Source organism: Lacihabitans soyangensis, assembly GCF_024343775.1.
In the GTDB taxonomy this organism is placed as follows: Bacteria; Bacteroidota; Bacteroidia; order Cytophagales; family Spirosomataceae; genus Leadbetterella; species Leadbetterella soyangensis.
Genome location: NZ_RJUF01000047.1, coordinates 1 through 19,817 on the forward strand (window position 1 = coordinate 1; position 19,817 = coordinate 19,817).

General features: G+C 36.8%; 18 protein-coding genes and 3 tRNA genes. 2 read left to right on the forward strand and 19 right to left on the reverse strand.

Annotation, left to right across the window (positions count from 1 at the left end):
* A partial coding sequence (locus tag EGI31_RS13110) for an IS110 family transposase (RefSeq protein WP_255037682.1) occupies nucleotides 1–195 on the reverse strand: 195 nt, incomplete at its 3' end.
* Between the two features lie 278 nt (nucleotides 196–473).
* On the opposite strand from EGI31_RS13110, the gene EGI31_RS13115 reads away from it, so the two are divergent.
* The gene (locus tag EGI31_RS13115; RefSeq protein ID WP_255037699.1) at nucleotides 474–1,238 is read left to right on the forward strand and encodes a M61 family metallopeptidase; all 765 of its coding nucleotides are present in this window, start codon (nucleotides 474–476) and stop codon (nucleotides 1,236–1,238) included.
* Nucleotides 1,239–1,270: 32 nt separating this feature from the next.
* Here EGI31_RS13115 and dapB read toward each other — a convergent pair whose 3' ends face one another.
* From dapB to EGI31_RS13160, 9 genes are all read right to left on the reverse strand, one after another.
* The gene (gene dapB, locus EGI31_RS13120) at nucleotides 1,271–1,987 is read right to left on the reverse strand and encodes a 4-hydroxy-tetrahydrodipicolinate reductase (RefSeq protein ID WP_255037683.1); all 717 of its coding nucleotides are present in this window, start codon (nucleotides 1,985–1,987) and stop codon (nucleotides 1,271–1,273) included.
* A 4-nt stretch (nucleotides 1,988–1,991) separates the two neighbouring features.
* Nucleotides 1,992–2,687 (reverse strand): DUF5683 domain-containing protein, encoded by a 696-nt coding sequence (locus tag EGI31_RS13125; protein ID WP_255037684.1) that lies wholly within the window; start codon nucleotides 2,685–2,687, stop codon nucleotides 1,992–1,994.
* 7 nt (nucleotides 2,688–2,694) lie between these two features.
* Nucleotides 2,695–3,573 carry a ParB/RepB/Spo0J family partition protein gene (locus EGI31_RS13130; RefSeq protein WP_255037685.1) on the reverse strand — a complete coding sequence of 293 codons (879 nt, stop codon included), beginning with the start codon at nucleotides 3,571–3,573 and terminating at the stop codon, nucleotides 2,695–2,697.
* A complete protein-coding gene (locus EGI31_RS13135; RefSeq protein WP_255037686.1) occupies nucleotides 3,570–4,232 on the reverse strand; it encodes a ParA family protein in 663 nt (220 codons plus the stop codon). Before EGI31_RS13135 ends, EGI31_RS13130 begins: the two co-directional genes overlap by 4 nt.
* Before the next feature lie 105 nt (nucleotides 4,233–4,337).
* Nucleotides 4,338–5,201: a sigma-70 family RNA polymerase sigma factor gene (locus tag EGI31_RS13140; RefSeq protein WP_255037687.1), complete on the reverse strand. Its 864-nt coding sequence runs from the start codon at nucleotides 5,199–5,201 to the stop codon at nucleotides 4,338–4,340.
* Nucleotides 5,202–5,286: 85 nt separating this feature from the next.
* Complete coding sequence (gene pnp, locus EGI31_RS13145) at nucleotides 5,287–7,428, reverse strand: polyribonucleotide nucleotidyltransferase (protein ID WP_255037688.1); 2,142 nt, start codon at nucleotides 7,426–7,428, stop codon at nucleotides 5,287–5,289.
* A 122-nt stretch (nucleotides 7,429–7,550) separates the two neighbouring features.
* Nucleotides 7,551–7,826, reverse strand: coding sequence for a 30S ribosomal protein S15 (gene rpsO, locus EGI31_RS13150; RefSeq protein WP_255037690.1), 276 nt, complete (start codon nucleotides 7,824–7,826; stop codon nucleotides 7,551–7,553).
* A gap of 94 nt (nucleotides 7,827–7,920) precedes the next feature.
* Nucleotides 7,921–9,390 carry an LptF/LptG family permease gene (locus EGI31_RS13155; RefSeq protein ID WP_255037691.1) on the reverse strand — a complete coding sequence of 490 codons (1,470 nt, stop codon included), beginning with the start codon at nucleotides 9,388–9,390 and terminating at the stop codon, nucleotides 7,921–7,923.
* A 69-nt stretch (nucleotides 9,391–9,459) separates the two neighbouring features.
* Nucleotides 9,460–9,840, reverse strand: coding sequence for an START-like domain-containing protein (locus EGI31_RS13160; RefSeq protein ID WP_255037692.1), 381 nt, complete (start codon nucleotides 9,838–9,840; stop codon nucleotides 9,460–9,462).
* A 140-nt stretch (nucleotides 9,841–9,980) separates the two neighbouring features.
* Here EGI31_RS13160 and EGI31_RS13165 point away from each other — a divergent pair.
* Nucleotides 9,981–10,054, forward strand: a tRNA-Met gene (locus EGI31_RS13165).
* Between the two features lie 44 nt (nucleotides 10,055–10,098).
* Here EGI31_RS13165 and EGI31_RS13170 read toward each other — a convergent pair.
* From EGI31_RS13170 to EGI31_RS13210, 9 genes are all read right to left on the reverse strand, one after another.
* Entirely contained in the window at nucleotides 10,099–11,475 is a 1,377-nt protein-coding gene (locus EGI31_RS13170) for a sensor histidine kinase (RefSeq protein ID WP_255037693.1), read from the reverse strand.
* Nucleotides 11,472–12,173 (reverse strand): response regulator transcription factor, encoded by a 702-nt coding sequence (locus tag EGI31_RS13175; RefSeq protein WP_255037694.1) that lies wholly within the window; start codon nucleotides 12,171–12,173, stop codon nucleotides 11,472–11,474. The genes EGI31_RS13170 and EGI31_RS13175 overlap by 4 nt, the downstream gene beginning before the upstream one ends.
* Nucleotides 12,174–12,177: 4 nt before the next feature.
* On the reverse strand, nucleotides 12,178–13,860 hold the full coding sequence (locus EGI31_RS13180) for a sodium:solute symporter family protein (RefSeq protein ID WP_255037700.1): 1,683 nt from the start codon (nucleotides 13,858–13,860) through the stop codon (nucleotides 12,178–12,180).
* 117 nt (nucleotides 13,861–13,977) lie between these two features.
* Complete coding sequence (gene porW / locus EGI31_RS13185; RefSeq protein WP_255037695.1) at nucleotides 13,978–16,119, reverse strand: type IX secretion system periplasmic lipoprotein PorW/SprE; 2,142 nt, start codon at nucleotides 16,117–16,119, stop codon at nucleotides 13,978–13,980.
* Between the two features lie 108 nt (nucleotides 16,120–16,227).
* On the reverse strand, nucleotides 16,228–16,989 hold the full coding sequence (locus tag EGI31_RS13190) for a patatin-like phospholipase family protein (RefSeq protein ID WP_255037696.1): 762 nt from the start codon (nucleotides 16,987–16,989) through the stop codon (nucleotides 16,228–16,230).
* Between the two features lie 11 nt (nucleotides 16,990–17,000).
* On the reverse strand, nucleotides 17,001–17,849 hold the full coding sequence (locus EGI31_RS13195) for an MBL fold metallo-hydrolase (RefSeq protein WP_255037697.1): 849 nt from the start codon (nucleotides 17,847–17,849) through the stop codon (nucleotides 17,001–17,003).
* Between the two features lie 23 nt (nucleotides 17,850–17,872).
* Entirely contained in the window at nucleotides 17,873–19,282 is a 1,410-nt protein-coding gene (rlmD, locus tag EGI31_RS13200) for a 23S rRNA (uracil(1939)-C(5))-methyltransferase RlmD (protein ID WP_255037698.1), read from the reverse strand.
* A gap of 189 nt (nucleotides 19,283–19,471) precedes the next feature.
* Nucleotides 19,472–19,544 (reverse strand) — tRNA-Lys (locus EGI31_RS13205).
* A 35-nt stretch (nucleotides 19,545–19,579) separates the two neighbouring features.
* Nucleotides 19,580–19,652 (reverse strand) — tRNA-Lys (locus EGI31_RS13210).
* Nucleotides 19,653–19,817: the final 165 nt, after the last annotated feature.

Here is a 19,817-nt window from a genome sequence, read left to right on the forward strand (position 1 = left end):
GCAAAAAAATAACTTGTCTGTTTTTAAGCTATTAGAGAGCCATGTAAACAGTTCTTCAAAACCTAAGTCATTGTTATTGAATTTTTTATGACCAATTCTAACACCAGACTTATCCATAACTCCAACATCAAATTTGTCTTTAGACATGTCAATGCCAACAAAAAAATCAATCTCTAAATTTTCATTTTGTTTCATAAAAACTTAATTTTAAAGTGAAAAGAAAAATTGACCTAAGTAAACTCAAATCGACAAAAGCCTTTATAAGATTATCAGCACGAACTGGTTCTAAATAGCTAAATTGGTTTAGATTGAGTGAGGGAGGCAGGGCCTTTATCGAAGGATAGTTTCGGCTTGCAGAGCGGGTAGGTTCACCTGCTTCCCACTTAGGAAAATTTACCGAGATAAATTTATCCTAATTACTCGTATTTTTCAATTCTTTTTTCATCTGCTAAAGTAAAGGTAGAGCTGGATTAATTGATGAAAACAAAATGCTTTCGCAGATAGGATATGGCATAAATTCTATAGAAAACACCTACGGAAACAAAGTGCAGTCAGTAGCCGAGGCCTCGTGGGACGCTTGGATAAAATACTACAGACCCAACGAAAACTCAAACAACGCTACGGTTTCGTATTATACTAAAGGTGGCGTGATAGCAAATGTGTTGAATATGCTCATCATAGGCGAATCAAATGGTGAAAAATCATTGGACGATGTTTTGAGATTATTGTACGCTGAAACGTATTTGGCCAAAAACTCTGGCTTTACAGATGAAGAATTCAAAAAAGCTTGTGAAAAAGTGTCAGGTAAAGACCTCAGTAAGTTTTTTGAAAATTGTATTTACGGCACGGAAATGATTGACTATGCTAAGTTTTTTGAAAATGTAGATATCGAAGCGAATTTTATTCAAACTCAAAAGGATAAACCATGGCTGGGTCTGACAATGAGAAATAATATTGTAACCAAAACAGAAAGAGGATCCGGGGCTTATCTGTCTGGTATTTATGTCGACGATGAAATTGTCCGTATTGACCAAAAGGTATTCATTAATCTCGAAGAGGCTCTAAAAAACAAAAAAGTGGATGAAAAAGTGAAGATAGAAGTATTAAGAGACGGGAATCTCTTGGAATACGAGATACCAATTTTTGAAAACCCTACGAAAGCTATCAAACTAAGTCTCAAAAATTCAAAAAACGAATCAGCTTTAAAGAAATATAAAAAGTGGATGCACTTAGACTAAGAAAAAGGCCAGAATTTTCGTCTGGCCTTTTTTTATAAACTTAATAAGTCATTCATTCCATAAACCCCTTCTTTTCCTTGCAACCATTCTGCTGCTAAAACTGCTCCAAGTGCAAAACCCATTCGGGTATAGGCGGTGTGCTTTATTTCTATTTCGTCTATTTCAGATATATACTTAATGGTGTGGGTTCCTGGTACTTTTCCTTCCCTTGAAGACCATATGGCTAGCTCTTCTTTGGAAGCAATTTGATTATTAACCCAAGATTTTTTAGTCTTGTTATTGTTCAAAATTCCCTCGGCTAAGGTAATTGCCGTACCACTAGGTGCATCAAGCTTTTCTGTATGATGAATTTCGCTCGTGAATATTTCATATTGTTGATGTGGAGCCATCAATTTGGCCAAGAATTCGTTTAACTTAAAAAATAAGTTTACACCAATACTGTAATTACTTGCATAGAAAAATGAAGCTTTGTTTTGAATACACAATTGTTCAATTTCTCTACGAGCATCTAACCAACCTGTGGTACCACAAACGGTTTTCAGGCCGTTTTTCATACAAAACTCAAGGTTGGCATAAGCTGAATGAGGAGAGCTGAATTCAATTACTGCGTCAACATTATCCTTGCGTATTAATTGTTTCTCGGCGGAATTGTTAAGATCAATCTTAAAAACCACCTCGTGCCCTCTTTCCAAGGCCACTTTTTCGATGGCTTTTCCCATTTTCCCATAACCCAAAAGTGCAATTCTCATTTCTTTATTTAAAATTAAAGGCCATTTTAAAGCCCATTGTTTGGTTTTGTTCTAAAATAGTTGGAGATAATTTCATGGAAATATCTCTCGAAACATCAAAGGTTTTTAAATGTGCAGAAACGTTGGCCTCAATCGCAAAAAGCAACCACCCAAGCCCCATTCCAACGAAACTAAGCTGTTTGTATCTCCGATATTGATTGGCAGCAGTGGTTATGAGCGTTATAGAGTAAGGTCCTGCTCCGTCAATTATTTTTTCAGTTTGCTTGGGAGTAGCGGTGTTCATTTCGATGATATAACCTTTGTATTTTTGATATAATTGGTTATTTCTGATGATAAAATAACTCCCAACACCTGCTGCACCATATATTAGTGGCAGTTTTATATAATTTTTATTCGTCATTTGTCCCCAGCCTGGCAAAATCATCGATCTAACAAATGCGATTCTAGGTACATCCTTGGCAGTAAGAGAATCTATCCCAAAAGTTTTTCTGAAAGTGTACTTACTATTTTTTCCAAAACTTCTGAGCTTTGCCCCTCTTGTGGTATCAAAAGCGACAGTTTTCTTTTTCAAACTATCTATTTTGACATTTGAAACAAATGGTTTTTGACCCAGACTATCCTTTTGTGCAAACGAAATATTGGTCTTCAAAAAGAAAACCGTGAAAGTAAGAATAAGAAATTGGACAATATGTCTAATCAAAATCAGGTTATTTTTTTAGTTTACCTATAATCTCTTCCAATTCTTCTTTTGACCCAAATGGTATCTTTATCTCACCTTTTGACTTTGCATCAGCTACCACGGCTACTTTTTTACTAAATAATGCAGAAAGTCTAACCTGTAATTCCTCCAAAACGATTTTCGGTGATTTTGAGGTCGAAGATTCAGTGCTTTTTTTAGGCTTAGCTCCTGCATTTATCTCTCTAACCAAATCTTCCACCTTTCTTACCGAATACTCTTTTTGAATGATTTCTCGATAGGTATTTAATAAAACTTCCTCATTTTCTATACCCAAAAGAGCTCTTGCATGGCCCATACTTAGCTTTTTCTCCGCCAAACCAGTTTGAATTATCTCAGGAAGATTTAACAACCGCAGGTAATTATTTACTGTAGTTCGGTCCTTACCAACTCTCGAGCCTAGTTCGTCTTGCTTGATATTACATTCTTTCAGCAATCTTTGGTAAGCCAAAGCAACCTCCATAGGATTGAGGTTTTCGCGTTGAATATTCTCTATCAGCCCCATCTCAAGCATTTGCTGGTCTGTGGCCTCTCTTATGTAAGCTGGAATTTTAGAAAGACCAGCAAGTTTTGATGCCTGAAGTCTTCTTTCACCCGAAATCAACTGGTAAACATTACCAATTCTACGTACTGTGATGGGCTGAATGATACCTTGAACCTGAATAGATTCTTTTAATTCATTGAGAGCTTCTGAATCAAAATTGGTACGAGGTTGATAGGGGTTCGTTTCAATGCCATCCACACTTATTTCATATGTTTCAACGCTTTGGGCATCCTCTTCCTCCATTTGTTTTTCAGGCAACAAAGCACCTAAACCACGCCCCAACCCCATTCTTTTCTTATTGATCATTTTTGTATTTCGTTGGCTAGTTTGAGATAATCTGCAAAACCCACATTTGGCACGTATTTATTGAGGTTTTCAATCGTAAAACTTGGCAAACCCAGGTAATAGTTTCTTGAAATGATTGTATCGTACACTAAATCCGAAAAATTCTCTTTTATGAATTTTATAAATTTCGGCATTATTTGATTTTTTTCATCATATTTTGTTAACAAAATTCCATCTATTTTTAGCGATTCCATCTCTAAAATTTTCTCGATTGTCAGGTTCAGTTGGTCTATTCCATAAAACTCACATTCAATTGGGATAATTATTTTGTTAAGAATTTTTAAGATTTCGGTATTACTGTCTGACTCAAAAGAAGGAAAATCAAATAAAATGTAATCAAATTCATCATCAAACTCCTCCATTCGATTTAAAAACAATCCCGAATCTTGTCCAACCTTTAAGTACTTCCATGCCGATTGTCCTACTTTAACCTGCATCACTTGACCAAGATCTGAAACCTTTAGTTGAATTCCCAAAAACTTAGAAAAATCATTTCTTTGGTCTAAATCTATAACCAACACATTGGTACTCAAAGTGGCGAAACTTTCAGCTAAAAAGGCCGCGGTCGTTGTTTTACCACAGTTTTTCTCAATACTATATATACCTATTTTGTCGGCCATACTTAAAAATAATCACAAAGTTGGTTCAAATCTTTTCAAACAACAAATCTCAGCTTGATGTTTTACTAAAAAAAAGAGGTTCAAAACTTGAACCTCTTTTTTTAGTTATCCTAAATATGCTTTTAAAGCTTTACTTCTAGAGGTTTGTCTCAGCCTTCGAATAGCCTTTTCCTTTATCTGTCTAACTCTTTCTCTTGTCAAGTTAAATTTCTCACCTATCTCTTCAAGTGTCATAGCCTGCTCACCATTTAGTCCAAAGTAGAACATGATTACTTCTGCCTCTCTTTGGGTAAGAGTAGAAAGTGCTCTTAGTACTTCTCTTCTCAATGAATCGTTCATCAATTCTTGATCAGGTCTGATTTCAGTATCGTTTTCCAATACGTCCAAAAGGCTATTTTCTTCACCTTGAACAAACGGAGCATCCACAGATACATGTCTACCAGAGATTTTCATGGTATCCACAACTTCGTTTGCTGATATTTCTAGCACCTCTGCCAATTCCTCTGGAGATGGCTCTCTTTCAAACTTCTGTTCAAGTTCTGAGAAAGTTTTAGAGATTTTGTTCAAAGAACCTACTCTATTCAAAGGCAATCTTACAATTCTTGACTGTTCAGCCAAAGCCTGTAATATACTTTGACGAATCCACCAAACTGCGTAAGAAATAAACTTAAAACCCCTGGTCTCATCAAATCTTTGAGCCGCTTTGATAAGACCCAAGTTTCCTTCATTTATAAGGTCACCAAGCGAAAGTCCTTGGTTCTGATATTGTTTTGCTACCGAAACAACAAATCTTAGGTTGGCTTTTGTCAATCTTTCCAAAGACAATTGGTCTCCGTCTCTGATTTTCTGAGCCAAAATAACCTCTTCATCGGGTGTTAAAAGGTCCACTTTACCGATTTCCTGAAGGTATTTATCAAGAGATTGACTCTCTCTGTTGGTGATTTGTTTGCTTATTTTGAGCTGTCTCATTTTATGAAATCAATTTACAATTTAATTCAAAGTCTAAGTTTTAGACTATATTTCCCGACTTTAACTAACAACAAAGATAAGTTTATTATTGTTCAGTCTGAGGTTTTTCCTCTCTCGGGGGTCTTGGCAACAATACTTTTCTCGACAATCTGTATTTTCCAGTTTTCTTGTCCACCTCTGTTAGTTTCACCTGAAGTTGGTCACCTTCTTTCAATACACCATCCATACTTGGCAAACGCTCCCAGCTTATTTCTGAGATATGAAGTAAACCTTCTTTTCCAGGCAAGAACTCACAGAAAGCACCAAATGGTTGTATAGATTTCACCACTGAATCGTAAACTTCTCCAACCTCCGGCATTTTAACGATACCTTCGATACGCTTACGAGCGGCGTTCATGCTTTCACCGTTGGTAGCAAAAATAGAGATATAACCTTTGTTGTCTTTTTCTTCTATGTTCACAGTTGCTCCAGACTCTCTTTGGATTTCCTGTACAACTTTACCTCCTGGCCCTATTACCGCACCAATCAATTCTCTCTCGATTATGATGGTATGAGCTCTAGGTGCGTGTGGTTTCAAGTCATCATTTGGCTTAGAAATCACCTCTGTCATTTTGCCAAGTATGTGCAAACGACCAGCTTTTGCTTGATTAAGTGCTTTTTCGATAATATCGAAGGATAAACCACCGATTTTAATGTCCATTTGACACGCAACAATTCCCTTAGAAGTACCAGTAACTTTGAAGTCCATGTCACCAAGGTGATCCTCGTCGCCTAAAATATCTGACAAAACAGCCCATTTACCGCTTTCTTGATCGGTGATCAAACCCATTGCGATACCAGAAACCGGAGCTTTGATAGGCACACCAGCATCCATCAGAGAAAGACAACCAGCACATACCGTTGCCATTGACGACGAACCGTTAGATTCTAAAATATCACTGATGATTCTTATAGTATAAGGATTTTGATCATCCGGTGGCAATACTTTTTTCAAAGATCTTTGAGCCAAGTTACCGTGGCCAATTTCTCTTCTACCTACTCCCCTGTTTGGTCTTACCTCACCAGTAGAGAATCCAGGGAAATTGTAGTGTAAAAAGAATCTAGAATATCCTTTTACCATGGCTTGATCCACTATTTGTTCGTCAAGTTTGGTACCCAATGTGGTGGTTGATAAAGACTGCGTTTCGCCTCTTGTAAACAAGGCTGACCCGTGAGCCGAAGGCAGGTAGTCTACTTCGCAAACTATAGGTCTGATTTCGTCAAGTTTACGTCCATCCAAACGTTTTCCTTCGTCCAATACCATCTTTCTTGAAGCATCGTAGGTGATGTCTCCAAAATATACTTTGTGCAATGGATTAGCTCTTTCTTCTTCAGGAAGACTTTCTTTGAATTCTTTCAAAAGATTAGCAAAACCTGTGCTTCTATCGTTTTTACCACCTCCGTTTGTACATACTTCGTAAACTTTGTCAAAAAGTTCGTCGTACATTTTCTTTTTCAGCTCCTCGTCGTGCGTTTCATGGCAGTATTCACGCTTCGTGGTGTTTCCTACTTTAGCCTCAAGTTCTTTTTGAGCTGAAACTTGCAGTTTAATGGCGTCGTGGGCAACTTTCATTGCTTCTACCATTTCAGTTTCCGATATTTCGTTTCCTTCGCCCTCCACCATCAATATGCTATCGATGGTTCCGGCAACTATTAGATCTAGATCGGCACTTTCAATGTCAGCAACTGGTGGATTAACTCTATATTGACCGTCAATTTTACAAACTCTAACTTCAGAGATTGGTCCGTTAAAAGGTATATCTGAAACCATTATGGCCGCAGAAGCTGCCAAAGCTGCCAAGGCATCAGGTTGAATGTTGGCGTCAGAAGAGTGTAAGGTTACCATTACTTGAACCTCAGCATGAAAATCTTCAGGGAAAATTGGTCTGAGAGCACGGTCGATTAGTCTTGAAATCAATACTTCATTGTCGGACAATTTACCTTCTCTTCTTTGGAAACTACCAGGTATTTTACCTGCCGAAGCAAATTTTTCTTGATAATCAACTGATAATGGGAGGAAATCGGTACCTTCTTTGTGTTCTTTGTTGGCACATACAGTGGCCAACATTACTAAATTACCGCTTTTGAGTACTACAGAACCGTCGGCTTGACGAGCTAACTTTCCGGTTTCTAGGGTAATTGTTTGTCCATCCGGCATCTGGATGGTTTGAGAAAAAATGTTGAACATTTAGTTAATTTTTGTGTTGTATTTCCGCTTTTGATACAACTATTTTAATCCTTTATTCCGCGGGGATGATAATTCTGGTTTTAAAGAAAAAAAGGGGAATCTCGTAAAAGATTCCCTCATTTTTATTTACGTATGCCTAATTCAGCAATGATTGCTCTGTAGCGACCGATTTCTACCTTTTGAAGATAGTCTAACAATCTACGACGCTTACCAACTAATTTTAATAGTCCAGCACGAGTTGAATAGTCATGCTTATGAACTTTCAAGTGCTCGGTAAGATGAGCTATTCTAAATGTAAACAATGCAATCTGTGATTCAGCAGAACCAGTGTCAGATGCTTTTCTAATGAGACCTTTCGATTCGAAAATCTCTTCTTTCTTTTCCGGAGTTAAATACATTGATTTTAACCTAGATTAAATGTTAATTAAATAAAAACAGCTGCAAAGATAACACTTTATTAGAAATATTTAATTATCAAACAATTAAAAAATTTCAAACCGCAAGCGATTTCTTTCTTTTGCCAATCTTGGAAATGAGTACAGTAATTTTGTTGAAAATTGTATTAAAAGTATCATTTTCAAACAATCTGGCATCGTTAGAAGCTTTTCTCATCAGAAAAACACCTATGATGAGCAATATGAAGTTTGGTATCCAAACACCTACAATTACCGGAATTAAGCCTTCTTTAGCATATTTATCGCCCAACTGCATCAGTACGTAGTAAAATATAAAGAAGCTAATGGATACCAAGACAGGCATCCCGAATCCGCCTTTTTTGATGATTGATCCAAGCGAAGAACCCACTAAAAAGAAAACTAAGCACGAAAAAGCCATGGTAAGTTTATGCCAACGCTCAACATCTGAACGCCAAATATCCTTTTGTTTGTTGGTCAGAATACTCAGGTCGGTTTCTACTTGTGATTTAAGATTCTGAATGTGAGAAAGTGCATATTCTTCGGTCTCCTTTGATCGATAGCCAGTTTTTAGATCTGCAAGTTTCTTTTCAATCCACGGACCAGGCTCGATTTTGGAAACTTTAACACTATCTTCTTTCCTAATTGCTCTAAACAAAAATGAATTTTGAGCTTTTAGTTGTTCTGTTTGATCCTTAATGCTTTTCGCGATTTCTATCCTCGAAGAATCTATTTTGGTAGTCAACTCACTGATATTCTTCATGTACTCGTGGTACTTAAATTGGTCTTCATTGGTGCGTTTTATGCCGAAACTTTCTAAAGAAAAAACGATTTTGTTTTTCCTAAAATTATTTTTGGTGAATTGTGTCTCATCATAAGTATTGAAGCTATTTTGATGCTCTATGTAGTTTCTTCCATTAAAGAGTTCGAATATCAGATAATTGTCATTATACATGGTGTACATCTTACCGGAATCCGCTATGGTGATGTTCTTGTTGCCGTTGTTGGCCGTGTGATCATAAACGATTACGTTTTTCATGGTACGGCCATCGGGGAGTTTCTTCTGCACTTTTATTCTGTAACCTGGTATTTCCTTATAAAAAATACCCTCTTGTATATTCAAGGTCATTTTGGTTGTTTTTACATCCCACAACAGTGAGTAACCTTTTAGATTAGCCCAAGGATTCACATAATTGTTATAAAAAAATGAGCCAATTGCTACCAGTAAGGACAAAATAAAAGTAGGAAGAATAAGTCTTGAGAGCGGAATTCCCGCAGATTTCATGGCAGTGAGTTCGGTATGTTCACCTAAGTTACCAAAACACATCAAAGTTGCCAAAAGTGTGGCTAAGGGCAATGCTGTGGGAACAGTTATGAGGGAAAAATACATAAATAGCTTTCCAAAAACCGATAGTCCGAGGTCTTTACCGATAAAATCGGAGAAGTACATCATCAAAAACCTCATCAGGAATATAAATACAACTATGGCAGTGGTAAGTACAAACGGACCGATGTAGGCTCTTACAAATAACTTGTCTATTTTTTTCATAGAAGCAGATTTCGATGCAAAAATCGTCATCTTTTGCTCCAAAACAAAATAATTAAGTTTTATTAAGACTTATCCTCCAACTATCTCTTTCAGTTCTGCAATTAGACCTTTCCAAACCGTTTCTAGGTCATTTGGATCGTCATTATCGGAGCAATCTGTGACTTTCAAAAATATAGAATTGTCTATTTCGCTGGTTACTAGTTTAAATTCTAAATAATTTCCTGTGTCAGGTCCTACGAAATCAAAACGAGTGGATTTATTGAGCCTTGTAGAGGTAAGTTCGGCCACATGCACTTCTGTATCCCAAGTGAAATGAAACAAATGATTACTGTCCATAGTCACTTTGTCGGCAAACCATTGCTGCAAACCACCTGCCGTGCTTATATAATTGTATAATACCTTAGGTGAGGTTTTAAAGGGGAACTCTTGGGTAAATTTGAATTTCGACATACAAGTATCTTTTTGTTTCGATTTAAAGTATTTGCTTTATTAATGCAAGAAAAAATAAGAAATAATTAATTTTTTGAAGAAGTTTTAAAAAAGGTTTTGGAAGTAATCTAAAGTTTTATACTTTTGCACCTCGATTCAACGGCGGGGTAGCTCAGATGGTTAGAGCGTCGGATTCATAACCCGGAGGTCAGGGGTTCGATTCCCCTTCCCGCTACTTTTTCTTCTCTGAAAAAGTTTCTCCAAAATTCTAGATTATTTTTAAAGATGAGGCAATATCACATTGAAATTGCTGCCTTGTCCTAATTCGCTCTTGAGGATTATTCTGCCTCCATGTATATCTACAATTCGCTTACAGATAGATAAACCTATTCCATAGCCTTTATAGTTAGATGCATTTTTGGTTCTAAAAAAAGGCTCAAATACCTTTTCTTGGTCTTCTTTGGATATTCCGATACCTGTGTCAGCTACATTGATTATACAATTACTCTTATTAAACCTTATATTGATAACGGCCATGTTGTTTTCAGAATATTTGCAAGCGTTGTCTATCAAATTATTAAATAGCGTTCTTAGCAAAGATTTGTTGCCGTTTATTGTTACTGACTCGTCGTCATCCGGAATTTCTTCAAAGTCAATAGAAATGCGATAATTTTGGTGTTGGTGCTGGAGTTCATCTTGTACCTCAAACAACACCTCGTCTATTCGAATAGGAACCATTTGAAGCGACTTATCCCCTTTCTCGGACTTCGCCAATTGTAATAGCCCATTTATCAACTGTATAAGTCTCTGATTATCAATATTCAAAGACTTAAGTATTTCTTTATACTCCTCTGGCGTCCTATCTTTTTCTAGGGCTACCTGTATTTCTGATTTTATGGCTGCCAAGGGCGTTCTTAGCTCATGTGAGGCATTACTTACGAAGCTTTTCTGAAGTTCAAAAGACTTTTCGATTCTCGAAAGCATCTCGTTAAAATTTCTGGCCAGCTGGGCTATTTCATCTTTGTTATTGCCAGTACTGAGTTTCTTGGTGAGGTCTCGGGCGGTTATTTTTGAGACTTCTTGGTTTATCCGAGAAATAGGCTTAAGTGATTGACCAGCAAACACAAATCCGAAAATAATGGTGAGAAAAATTGAGGAAACTAAGCCGATGGTCATGGCATCTTTAATCCTTTCGAGTTTTTGTTCACCATAGGTATCTTCGGCCTGAGCCAATATGAGATAATCCTTTTTCAGGTCCTCGTCGGTGTACATCAGTCCTACAACTTTCTTGTTCTGGTAATCAGCTTCGTGGTATTTAAACTTTCTTATTTTTTCTAGAATCTCGGGACTGTATGGAAATTTATTAACAGAGTCGATGTTACTATAGGTTACCAGATTTTCGTCATTAAACACCAAAACTTCAGCTGCATAAAGACTCGAGAGGGTATTTCTGTCAATTACCTTTAAGAGCCGTTTATCAACGTTTTTTTCTTTTATAAGAAGCTTTGCAGTGGTTTGGGCCCTGTCTTTCAGATAATTATTGAACTCATCTTTGGTGTAGCCTTCTAATAAATAATATAGAGATAACGAAAATACCACCAGAATGAGAGCTACAATCAGTGTGAATTGAAAAGCTATTTTTGTCCGGATTTTCATTTCTCAATCTCTTCTTTCAAAATATATCCCATGCCAGTTTTGGTATGTATAAGCTTAGGAGTAAAGTCTTTATCTATTTTTTTTCTTAAGAAGTTAATGTAAACTTCTATTACATTCAGACTTTGTTGGTTGTTTTGTTCCCAAAGGTTTTCTGCAATATCTGCTTTTGAAACTACACGGCCTTTGTTCTTTATTAAATATTCCAAAAGGGAGAATTCTTTAGGAGTAAGCTCAATATTTTGACCATCTCGCATCACAATTTTTGACTCCGAGTCCAATTCTAAGTTGGCGATTTTCAGAATATCATGCTGCTCGTTTTCAGATTTGTGGTTTCTCTTTATGAAAACATTGATTCTGGCCAAAAGCTCTCTAAAATCGAATGGCTTAACTAAATAATCATCAGCCCCTTTTTCAAAACCTTCTATTTTGTCTTCAGTTTCGCCAAGGGCGGTGAGCATGATTATAGGAATAGAAGGCTTTTTTTTGCGTACTTCTGAACAAACCTCGTAACCATTCAGAACAGGTAGGTTTAAATCAAGAAGAATTAGGTCAAAATCATTGTGAAGAGCTAGCTTTAAACCGATTTTTCCATCAAAAGCTATTTCAGTCTCAAAGCCTTTTTCCTGAAGACCTTTGCTGATGTTTTGAGCGATTCTTAGGTCGTCCTCTACAATTAATATCTTTTTTGACCCACTCATTTTTTTAAATTTTTAACTTTTGGAAAAACCAACTAAAACCTACGACTAGCAAAACTCCAATTGGATTGAGCCATAAAAACGCCACAAGTTCGTATTTCCATATCAAAATTACTAATATTTGGCCCAAAATAGCTGCCCAAAAAATAGGCTTGGCTTTGATGGACTTAAGATAAAAAGCCACGAGGAAAATACCAAGTATGATTCCATAAAACCATGACCCTAAGACATTTACGAGTTCAATCATACTATTTCCTAATTTTTGGGCAAAAGAGGCAACCAGAATACAGAAGATTCCCCAGAAAATTGTTAGTGCTTTGGAATACTTAAGCTCCAACTTTTCACCTTCGGGCTTATATTTGGTTTTGTAAATAACATCCACCAAGCTAGTAGCTGCGAGCGAATGATAAGCAGAGGCCACGGAACCCATCGATGCCGAAAATATAATAGCCACCAAAAGCCCAATAAACCCATGCGGCAAGAAATCCATAATAAACCTCAGAAATATGTAGTTGACATCATTGGGATCACCTCCAGGGTTATTCTTTTTGACAATTTCAGAAACTTCAGCTTTTAAGTTTTTTTGTTCCTCAATAATTTTATTTAAATCAGCACTACTTTTATTTATTACTGACTCATTATCAAGCTTTAGAGCGTTTTTAAGATCCCCAACAATTTGTTTTTTCTCTATTATCAAGTCCTTGTTTTTTTGCTCTAATTCTCTGTACTCAGCAGCGTATTGACTGTTTTCTATTTTAGAGACTTCTACCTTGTTATAAAATACTGGAGAATCATTGAATAGGTAAAAAACAAATACCAAAACGCCTATCAACAGAATTCCGAACTGCATGGGTATTTTAATGAAGCCGTTCATTATCAATCCCATACGACTCTCTTTGATAGACTTTCCTGTTAAATATCGACCTACTTGAGATTGATCTGTTCCAAAATATGACAGTTGCAAAAAGAAACCTCCAATCAAACCTGACCAAAGATTGTATCTCTCGGTAGGGTTAAATTTTAAATCTATTACGTTCATTCGGCCAGCTTTACCAGCAATTTGTAAAGCATCGAATGTGCTAACATCGGCTGGTAAAAGCTTTACCACACAATAACCTGCAAAAAACAAGGCGAAAGTGACAAAAAACATCTGTTGTAGATGGGTGTAAGATATCGCTTTGGTACCCCCTATTACGGTGTAAATCAAGACTATACCACCCATAATGATATTGGTAACGGTTATGTCCCAACCAAAAATGGTGGATAAGATGATAGACGGTGCATATATGGAAATTCCGGTAGCCAATCCCCTACTTACCAAGAATAATATGGCGGTGAAGATTCTGACCCTAGAATCAAAGCGGTTTTCGAGGTACTCGTAGGCAGTATAAACTTTTAATCTGTGAAAAATTGGCACGAAGGTGACACTTAGAACAATCATGGCCAGTGGTAAGCCAAAATAAAACTGAACGAAACGCATACCGTCAGAAAAACCTTGGCCAGGAGCGGACAAAAACGTAATGGCACTGGCTTGAGTAGCCATTAGTGAGAAACCAACATGATACCAAGGCAGCGATTGATTTCCAAGAAGATATCCATCAATGTTGCTATCCTTTCTGTTTTTGTATATTCCGTAAAATATAATAGAAGAGAGTGTAAGTACAAGAAATAGCCAATCAATATTGGTCATGAAAAATATTGGGTTAGGAATAGATAAAGGAATATTTGTATCAACAGAAAGCCCGAAAGAATCAAATAGACGGTTTTCCAAGATTTAAAAAATGGCGGTTTCTCTGTCATGGGTATTTTAATTTAGGACTGCCAATAGCTCCTTGGCCTTAAGAACCAAGTCGGAACTAGGATAGCTTCTCATAAAGTCGTTTAGTGAAATAACATATTGATCCTTATTCCCAATTTTCTTCAGCACCATTATTCTCAACATGGCCATTTTATCTTCTATCTGACTACCCACGTATTCGTTTAGACCTTGGTCTATTTGGGTAAGAGCCTGATTGAAATCATTTTGGTCATATAGATTAAATGCTTTGGAATAAAATGTCAAAGCTTCTGTTTCTTTGTCCTTACTCAGTTTTATTGAGCCCTTTTTAAGCTGTCTTGCGAACGACGAAATCGGATAATCTTTTAATAATCTGGCAGTAAAACTATTGTTCTGAGCGTCTTTCTCCATAATAGCGAGGTAATATAGAGCCTCGGGTTCATAAACTGACCTTGGAAAATTTGTTATTAGGCTATTAAATGTAGTTTTGGCTTTCTCTTCGTCGTTAAATTTGAGTTTATAAATCTTACCGATTTGAAACAATGCTTCCTCTTGTTTTCTTTTTGAGGCCATCTTTTGAATGTTGGTGGTAGGTATCTTTTTGAGCATTTCCTTTTTTTCTTGCTCAATTTCTTTTTTAGCCAACAACTCCTTCATTTCTTCTTCCGAACTCGCAGTAGTTTTTACGGCCGATTTAGTGGAGTCTAGTGTTTGACGTTCGATTTTTAGACTAAAAGAACCCATAGTTTTTTCAGAACGCCTCCAGTTATCTTCAAGTGCTCTATTTCCCCAGTTTCTTACGAATTCATTCTTGGCTTTTATGGATTCTACGGGATCATAAAGTAACCAGCGTTTGAAATCCTTGGGTAAGTTCCCCGTGGTGGCGGTTTTCAAAACAGAGCTATTTGTGTTATCTACTTCTATCTTTTTTTGTGCCTCCTTTCTTTGAGTTATCATTTGTTCAAGCTTGAAATCCAGCTCATTGGGATTCATCGCCGCAAGCTTTTGCAAACTATCCTCTAAGTCATAGGCTTTTTTGTATTTGATAAAATCATTCAAAAACATTGCTTTTTGACCTATCATAGTGCCATTCGCTTCGTTTTTGGGTAAAGTTATGAGCGTACTATCGTAGTAAACCCCGGCCATTTCGTAGTCTAGCATCTTTTCGAAGTACAAATCACCAAGAGCTTTATAAGCAGCCGCTTTCTCTAATGGACTATCGAGAGATTCTGAAACTGCCTTATTGAAATTCTTGATTGCTAATTCGTAATTGCTCTTTCGGGCCTCAGTTTCGCCCATTTTATAATAAATTTTACTTCTCAAATCCTGGTTCTTGCGGTCTTCCAACATTTTCTCAAAAGCAATATTGGTATTTTTAGCTAATGACTGAGTAGATATCAAACCCAAGTTGGCATTGAATTCTAAATCATAGTTGGGTTTGTTTTTGAGAACCTGATTATAATTTTTTCGAGAAAGAATTTGCTGATTTAGACTAGCGTATAATTGGGCAGCTATGTAATGAAGTCGTGCTTTTTCAGATCCTCTTTTCATATTTTTGAGGGCTTCATCTAAAAAAACTACCGCAAGAGCAGGTTCGTTTTGCAACTGATGATAGTAAGCCTTTGTCGCCAAGAATTTTGCTTTATTCTTTCCGCTTAGCTTTTGATTCTTCAACAAATCAGCCACTTGGTTGGCACTTACGAGGTCTTCGTTTTCAATGTATGACCGCATCAACCATATTAAAGCTTCGGTTTTGGCAGAGGCCGATTTCGAAGTGGTGTTTACATATTTGAAGGTTTCCAAAGCATTAAATATTTCCTCTTTTTCCAACCTAGCCTTTCCAATGAGCAAATAAGCCTCATTTAAATGGCGACTATTGGAGTGCCTTTCAGCTATTATAGAGGCCTTTTTTATGGCGTCAGTCAAATACAATTTGGCTGAATCTAACCCTGTGGAGTCAATTTTTCTAAAGATTGGGAGAGTTTCTTCGAATGACTCTTTATTGTTTGCAATTATGATTTCGTTTGCAATCTTAAAGTCCTCACGAGCAATCAAAAGTGCGTTGTATTTGGCGTTGGTATTGTGCCAAGCCTTACTCATTGGGCCATTTTTGTATTGGCTACATGAGATAGAAACAAGGGTTACAACTAAAAGGAAATATATTTTTCTCAATTTAATTCTTAGGTTCTTTTGAAAGCTTTAACGAACGTTTTTTCTTTTAATTATCCAATTTAATGCCAAAAAAAACATCAAATATCATAATCCCTCAATAATATTGAACTACAAAAACATTTCTGCGGATTTTTCCATTTGTGTGATTGCCGTTTGGTAACCCAAATCAAACATCTGTTGGGCATTTTTTAAACTCATACCATTGAAACGTATGATATTTTTAGGTTCTATCAAAATGTCAAATTTACCATGCTTCCGGGCACTTTGTTGGCCAATGGACATCATCAGAGACTTCATAATAATATCTTTTGCCGAGTTAACTGGCATTTTCCGCTCAATGGGCATAACATTTACTCCAATTTTAAGATCAACCTCATCTTCCAGTGGCTCTACTGGCATATTGTTCAGTACCCCACCATCAATATATGAGCTTCCGTCAATGATTACAGGAGCAAAAACCCCTGGAATAGCACAAGAGGCCGTGATTGCTTTTGCCAGATTATTTCCTGACCGAAAATAAACCAATTCGCCTCTTAGAATCTCTGTGGTGGCTACAATCAATGGAATATTCAGTTTTTCAAAGCTATTTTCAGGAATATACTCTTGAATGAGCTTCTCAACTTTTTCCATTGAAAAAATGCCCATTTTGTTAAATGCAAGCTTAATATTTCCCGAAATTCCTTTTTTCAGAATAATTTCAGAAATTTCTGCAGGTGAATACCCGGCTGAATACAATGCCCCAACCAAACTGCCAGCACTAGCTCCAGAAATAATGTCGGGTTTAATTTGTAGTTCATCTAATGCCTTTAGTACTCCCAAATGTCCAAATCCTCTTGAACCACCACCTGATAAAACCAAACCAATCTTCATAAAAAATACAATTATTGGATAAAATCCTCCAGTTTACCTAAGTTCTTGGCCTTGAAACCTCTATCCGTTTTCTCTATTTCTGCAACCTCGCTTTGAGCGTCATGGTCAAACAAAAGCAGTATATTTTCTGAAACTATTCTCTCCAACAAAGAGTTTTTTTCCTCCATGGTTTGTAAAGGTCGTACATCATAAGACATACAGTAAGGAACATGAATATGAGCTGAGGAAGGTATAGTATCTGCCGCGAAGAGTATTTTCTGATTGTTGTACTGAATCAGCGGCATAATCATTTTTTCTGTGTGCCCATCTGCATAAATAAATTCAAAGTTTTGACCTAGAGCTTTCTCATCTTTGTCAATAAAGTTCAAATGTCCGCTTTCCAGAATTGGCATCAGGTTTTCTGTCAAAAAAGTTGCTTTTTCTATTGGATTAGGTTTTGTGGCCGATTCCCAATGTTGACTGTGGGTCCAATATTTGGCATTTGGAAAGGTCAATCTGTAAGCATTCTTGGCCGTATTCCATGAAACCGCACCACCACAGTGGTCAAAATGAAGATGAGAAAGAAGAACGTCTGTTATTTGATTTTCGTGATAACCAGCACTTCGAATAGATTTTATCAATTCTCCATCGCCGTGTCGAAAATAATAGTTTTGCCATTTCTCGGGTTGCTTATCCCCCATTCCAGTATCAATCAGAATGAGTTTATTTGCCTCTTCTACCAACAAACAACGCATTTTCCAACTACAAAGGTTATTGACATCAGCCGGAACCATTTTTTGCCAGATGGTTTTGGGCACCACACCAAACATAGCTCCTCCATCTAACTTAAAATTGCCAGCGTCAATTATAGAAATTTTCATTTTGCGAAAAATATTTCCTAAAATTAATCTTTTAAAACCAAACTCGCTACGTTTTCGACATGGAAAGTATGGGGAAACATATCCACTGGATTAATTTTTTCGACCTCGTATTTGGCAGACAAAATTTCAATATCACGGGCCTGAGTTGCCGGATTACAGCTTACATAAACTATTCTCTTAGGCGATATTTTCAAAAGTAGCTCGCAAACGGGACGGTCCATGCCAGCTCTAGGAGGATCCACTATTACGATATCTGGCTTACCATTTTGTGTAATAAAGTCGTCGGTGAATATTTTTGCCATATCTCCAGCAAAAAAACTGGTATTATGGATGTCGTTTATCTCAGAATTTATTTTTGCATCGTCCACTGCAGCATCAATATATTCTATCCCCACAACTTTTTTGGCTTTTTTAGCTACAAAGTTGGCAATCGTACCTGTTCCTGTGTAAAGGTCGTACACCAAGTCGTTGTCCGAAATTTGTGCAAAATCACGTACAATTTTATATAGATTGTATGCCTGGTCAGAATTGGTCTGATAGAAAGATTTTACTCCAATTCTAAACTTAAGCCCTTCCATTTCTTCAGTGATATAGGGCAAACCATAATAGTTAACGGGTTCGAGGTCAAAATACGAGTCATTTCGTTTTTGATTGATAAAATAGTTCAATGACGTGGTTTTTGGAAACTTTTCAATGAATTTATCCAAAACTGCCTTTATATTTTCTTGAGAATCGTCAGCCACTTGAAGAACTACCATCACCTCACCCGTAGAGGTGGTTCGGATCATAACGTTTCTAAAAAAACCTTTGTGAACCACGTGGTCATAAAACGGTAAACCGCTTTGGTGTGCATAGTCAGTAAAGAAATCTCGAATGGCGTTGGAAGGATCTCCCTGAAGGAAACATTTTTTAATTGGCAAAACCTTCTCAAATCGCTTCGGAATATGAAAACCCAAAGCGTCTTTTGATATTTCGTCACCAGAAGCCACCTCTTCGGCCGTTAACCACCTTGAATTAGAGAATGTATATTCGAGTTTGTTTCTATAAAATTTTGTAGACTCAGAGCCCAAAATGGGTGTAAAGGCAGGAAGTTTAACTTTCCCTATTCTAGTGAGTTGGTCATAGACCTGTTTCTGCTTCTGCTCTAATTGCTTTTCGTATGGAATGTGTTGCCATTTACAACCGCCACAAACACCGAAATGCTCACAAAAAGGCTCGATCCTATCTGATGAATATTTGTTTATTGCTAAAATTCGACCTTCCGAAAAGTTCTTTTTGGTTTTTGATACCAATAATTTCACCTCATCTCCGGGGCAAACGTTGCTACCCTCAACAAAAATAACCTCACCATCATCTTTGACGATGCATTTACCCTCGGCTGCAAAATCTAAGATTTGGATATTTTCTATGACTCTCTTCTTACTTTTTTTCATTTTGTGTTTTTCAAGGTTTTTTTGAGCAACTGAGACTTCGTCAAAAGACTAAAAATAATAAACTCTCGATTCAAACCATTTCTATTTATCAAATAATTAATTTTGCCTTTGCAAAAACAAGGAAGATTTGATGAACGAGAAAATGGATTTTGGACAAATAAAAAAAGCGATGAATTTTTCATCGCTTTGTGATCCCGCTGGGATTCGAACCCAGGACCCATACATTAAAAGTGTATTGCTCTACCAGCTGAGCTACGGAATCGAAAATGATTCTAAAAATATTTCTGAAAACTTAAGTGATCCCGCTGGGATTCGAACCCAGGACCCATACATTAAAAGTGTATTGCTCTACCAGCTGAGCTACGGAATCAAGACCTTGTCTCAAATGAGGATGCAAAATTATGAAATTAAGCCAACAATGCCAAAACTCTTTTTAAAATTATTCCTATTATTTTTCCTGCTTTTGTTTCAATACACTGATTGTAAGGCACAAAATGATGTGGCTAAAAAAGCAGATTCTTTATTTAGTGCAAAA